The sequence below is a fragment of the Streptomyces sp. NPDC058145 genome (assembly GCF_042884245.1).
Taxonomy (GTDB): Bacteria; Actinomycetota; Actinomycetes; order Streptomycetales; family Streptomycetaceae; genus Streptomyces.
This window is the reverse complement of the sequence record NZ_JBHVUH010000019.1, coordinates 155,094-159,465: the sequence shown is the minus strand read 5'-3', so window position 1 is coordinate 159,465 and position 4,372 is coordinate 155,094. Positions and strand designations below refer to the sequence as shown.

The window sequence follows — 4,372 nt, the reverse complement described above, 5'->3', positions numbered from 1 at the left end:
CTCCGGGCGCTTCCCTTCGTTCTTGCGTTTCCGACTCTATCAGATCTTTTCTCGACCCGATTTCCTCGGTGCTTTCCAGGTTCCCGCTCTCGCGTATCCCTTTCCGGCGGTTCCGACTCTATCAGATGCTTTCGGCGTCCGATTCCCGGTCGGCGGGTTTGTCTTCGCGGCTGTTGGGCCGTTCCGACGAGTGAGACTTTAGCGGATTCCATGCTCCCGAGCTAATCGGGGGCTGCGTCCTTTCGAACACGGATTCCTCATTTCGCGAATACGCACGCCAAAACAGCCGACGCGGAACGTCGATGAAGTGGGTGGTACCTGCGGAATCGCTGTCCGGGGACCGACCGAGGTCGGCGCTCACGTCGGACAACTCGGAGAACAGTACGCACGGGCTCGGGGCGTGTCAACTCACCCCCGGAGGCCAGGCGGGAGGCGTACTCTGACGACATGACCACGCGTACGTGTACCCAGCTCTGGTGGGCCGCCTGACGGCGGCCGACTCACGTATGCACTCAACGGCCGCCGCTTCGGCGGCCGTTCTCGTATCTCCTCCAGGACTCCGGGGGCCGGCCGACCGGGACGGCGGTTTCGATCAGGAGATGGAGCGGAGATGACACGGGTCTTCAGTGGGGTCAAGCCGACCGGACATCTGACCCTGGGGAACTACCTGGGAGCCATGCGGCGCTGGGTCGAGGTGGACCAGCACAGGTCGGACGCCCTGTTCTGCGTCGTCGACCTGCACGCGCTGACGGTGGACCACGATCCGGCGCGGGTGCTCAGACTGAGCAGGCAGGCGGCGACGCTGCTGCTGGCGTCGGGGCTCGACCCGGAGCTGTGCACCGTGTTCCTGCAGAGCCACGTCGACGAGCACACGCGCCTGTCGTACCTGCTGGAGTGCGTGGCGACGGACGGCGAGATGCGCCGCATGATCCAGTACAAGGAGAAGGCGCCGCGCGAACGCGAGCGCGGCGGGAGCGTGCGGCTGTCGCTGCTGACGTATCCGGTGCTGATGGCCGCGGACATCCTGGCCTACGGGGCCGACGAGGTGCCGGTCGGAGAGGACCAGACGCAGCACGTCGAGCTGACGCGGGACCTGGCGGTGCGGTTCAACCAGCGGTACGGGCACACCTTCGTGGTCCCCAGGGCCACTCCTCCGGGGGTGGCCGCCCGGGTGATGAACCTGCAGGACCCGATGTCGAAGATGGGGAAGTCCGACGACTCGGGGCCGGGGATCGTCTATCTGCTCGACGAGCCGGACGTGGTGCGCAAGAAGGTCATGCGGGCCGTGACCGACAGCGGCCGGGACGTGGAGTACGACCGGGAAGCGCGGCCGGGGGTGGCGAACCTGCTGGAGATCCTCGGCGCGTGCACGGGCGGGGACCCGGAGACGCTGGCCGGTGACTACGACTCGTACGGCGCACTGAAGAAGGACACCGCGGAGGCCGTGGTGGAGGTGCTCGGGCCGGTGCAGGCGAGGCACCGGGAGCTGTGCGCGGACCCCTCCTATGTGGAAGGGGTGCTGCGCCGGGGCGCGGAGAAGGCCCGGGCGATGGCGCGGCCGACCGTCGACGCCGCCTATCGGGCGATCGGGCTGATGCCGGCCGTGTCCGAGCCCGCGCTGGACGCGGTCCGCTAGGAGGACGCGGGGCCCGGGGCGGCGGGGGGAACTTGGTGGCCCGCCGCCCCGGGGCTTCCGCTCGAGTCGGTCCTTCTTGTCGGTCCTTCTTTGTCAGTCCTTCTTGCCGGAGGCCAGCTCACGGCTTCGGTCGCGGGCGGCCTCCAGGGCGGCGATGAGGGCGGCGCGTACGCCGTGGTTCTCCAGCTCGCGGATGGCGTTGATCGTCGTACCGGCCGGGGAGGTCACGTTCTCGCGCAGCTTGACCGGGTGCTCGCCGCTGTCGCGGAGCATCACCGCGGCGCCGATGGCGGACTGGACGATCAGGTCGTGGGCCTTGTCGCGGGGCAGGCCGAGCAGGATGCCGGCGTCGGTCATGGCCTCGACCAGGTAGAAGAAGTAGGCCGGGCCGGAGCCGGACAGCGCGGTGCAGGCGTCCTGCTGGGTCTCGGGGACGCGCAGGGTCTTGCCGACACCGCCGAAGATCTCCTCGGCGTGGGCGAGGTGCGCCTCCCTGGCGTGGCTGCCGGCGGAGATGACGGACATGGCCTCGTCGACGAGGGCGGGGGTGTTCGTCATGACGCGGACGACCGGGGTGCCGGCGGCGAGGCGCTCCTCGAAGAAGGAGGTGGGGATGCCGGCGGCGCCGCTGATGACCAGGCGGTCGGCGGGGAGGTGCGGGGCGAGTTCGTCCAGGAGGGCGCCCATGTCCTGCGGCTTGACCGTGAGGATCAGGGTGTCGGCGGTCTTGGCGGCCTCGGCGTTGGTGACCGGGGTGACTCCGTGGCGGGCGCGGAGTTCTTCGGCGCGCTCGGGACGGCGGGCGGTGACCAGGAGGTCGGCGGGGGCCCAGCCGGCCCGGATCATTCCGCTGAGCAGGGCTTCGCCGATCTTGCCGGTGCCGAGGACTGCGACTTTCTGGCTCATGCGGTTCAGTCTCGCACCGGGGCGGCGGGGTGCGGGGTGTTGTCCGGCTGCCGGAACGCGGGCCGCCGGCATGCCCTAGGCGGTCCGCCGTCGCAGGGTCGCCGCGCCGACGGCCAGGACCAGGACCGCGCAGCCGGCCACGATCAGTACGTCGCGTACGAACGTGCCGGTCATGTCGGTGTGGTGGAGGACCTCGTTCATGCCGTCGACGGCGTACGACATGGGCAGGACGTCGGAGATGGCCTCGAGGACGGGGTGCATGTCGGAGCGGGGTGTGAAGAGTCCGCAGAGCAGGAGCTGGGGGAAGATCACCGCGGGCATGAACTGGACCGCCTGGAACTCGGAGGCCGCGAAGGCCGAGACGAAGAGACCGAGGGCCGTGCCGAGCAGGGCGTCGAGGAGCGCGACGAGCAGGAGCAGCCAGGCCGAGCCGGTGACGTCCAGGCCGAGGAGCCAGAGCGCGAGTCCGGTGGCGAGTGCGGACTGGACGATGGCGAGGGCGCCGAAGGCGAGCGCGTAGCCGGCGATGAGGTCGGCCTTGCCCAGGGGCATGGCGAGGAGGCGTTCGAGGGTGCCCGAGGTGCGTTCGCGCAGGGTGGCGATCGAGGTCACCAGGAACATCGTGATCAGCGGGAAGATGCCGAGCAGCGAGGCGCCGATGTTGTCGAAGGTGCGGGGGCTGGCGTCGAAGACGTAGCGCAGCAGGATCAGCATCAGGCAGGGGACGAGGATCATCAGCGCGATGGTCCGCGGGTCGTGGCGGAGCTGGCGCAGGACGCGGGCCGCGGTGGCGGTGGTGCGGGCGGCGCTGAACGCGCCGGTCGGGGCGGCGGCCGCCGGGGGCGTCGTGCTCATCGGGTCGTCTCCTCGGTGCGGTCCGCGGTGGCGGCTTGGTCCACCAGGCGGAGGAAGGCGGCCTCGACGGTGTCGGTGCCGGTACGGGTGCGCAGGGCGTCCGGGGTGTTGTCGGCGAGGATGCGCCCGTCGCGCATCAGGAGCAGCCGGTCGCAGCGTTCGGCCTCGTCCATGACGTGGGAGGAGACGAGGAGGGTGACGCCCCGGTCGGCGGCGAGGGCGTGGAAGAGGTTCCACAGATCGCGGCGCAGGACGGGGTCGAGGCCGACCGTCGGTTCGTCCAGGACGAGGAGTTCGGGGGTGCCGAGGAGGGCGACGGCGAGGGAGACGCGGCTGCGCTGGCCGCCGGAGAGGTTGCCGGCGAGGGCGTCGGCGTGGCCGGTGAGGTCGACGTCGGTGAGGACGCGGGCGACGTCGTCGCGGCGGTCGGGCCTGGTGCGGCCGGGGTCGAGGATCGAGGCGAAGTAGTCGAGGTTCTGGCGGACGGTCAGGTCGTCGTAGACGGAGGGGGCCTGGGTGACGTAGCCGATGCGGCTGCGCAGGGTGGGGTGCCCGGCGGGGCGGCCGAGGACGTCGAGGGTGCCGGAGACCTTGGCCTGGGTGGCGACGATGGAGCGCATGAGGGTGGATTTGCCGCATCCGGAGGGGCCGAGCAGGCCGGTGACCTGGCCGCGCGCGACGGTGAAGTCGAGGTGGCGCAGGACGGTGCGGGAGCCGCGGACGACGGTGAGGCCTTCGGCGTGGACGGCGTCGGGTGCCGTGGGGCGGGGTGGATCGGGCAAGTAATTCATCACATGATGAATAATTGCCCGACGGGCCGGTGCCGTCAAGGGGCGCGTACGCGTGCACCACGGACGGAAGCGGCGGCCGGTGTGCACCGGCCGCCCGCGGTCGGTCGCGGGGAGGGGGGTGGGATGGGGGGGTGGGGCCCATGAGGAGCCGCACTGAAATCTGCGAGTGTCACGCGGGGGGGGA

4 protein-coding genes are annotated in these 4,372 nt (G+C 70.7%); 1 reads left to right on the top strand and 3 read right to left on the bottom strand.

The features are described from left to right. The first annotated feature begins 610 nt into the window (after window positions 1-610). Window positions 611-1,636 (top strand): tryptophan--tRNA ligase, encoded by a 1,026-nt coding sequence (trpS, locus tag ACFVVO_RS34375; protein ID WP_390060296.1) that lies wholly within the window; start codon window positions 611-613, stop codon window positions 1,634-1,636. 93 nt (window positions 1,637-1,729) lie between these two features. Here the strand turns inward: trpS and proC are convergent, their stop codons facing one another. The 3 genes from proC to ACFVVO_RS34360 form a co-directional block, all read right to left on the bottom strand. Beyond that, on the bottom strand, window positions 1,730-2,542 hold the full coding sequence (gene proC, locus ACFVVO_RS34370; RefSeq protein WP_390060294.1) for a pyrroline-5-carboxylate reductase: 813 nt from the start codon (window positions 2,540-2,542) through the stop codon (window positions 1,730-1,732). 75 nt (window positions 2,543-2,617) lie between these two features. Beyond that, a complete protein-coding gene (locus ACFVVO_RS34365) occupies window positions 2,618-3,397 on the bottom strand; it encodes an ABC transporter permease (protein WP_390060292.1) in 780 nt (259 codons plus the stop codon). After that, on the bottom strand, window positions 3,394-4,191 hold the full coding sequence (locus tag ACFVVO_RS34360) for an ABC transporter ATP-binding protein (RefSeq protein ID WP_390060290.1): 798 nt from the start codon (window positions 4,189-4,191) through the stop codon (window positions 3,394-3,396). Before ACFVVO_RS34360 ends, ACFVVO_RS34365 begins: the two co-directional genes overlap by 4 nt. Between the last annotated feature and the right edge of the window lie 181 nt (window positions 4,192-4,372).

Bases quoted from the DNA above. Each gene is read 5' to 3' on its own strand.
- trpS (WP_390060296.1), top strand. From the start codon at position 611: ATGACACGGGTCTTCAGTGGGGTCAAGCCGACCGGACATCTGACCCTG.
- proC (WP_390060294.1), bottom strand. From the start codon at position 2,542: ATGAGCCAGAAAGTCGCAGTCCTCGGCACCGGCAAGATCGGCGAAGCC.
- ACFVVO_RS34365 (WP_390060292.1), bottom strand. From the start codon at position 3,397: ATGAGCACGACGCCCCCGGCGGCCGCCGCCCCGACCGGCGCGTTCAGC.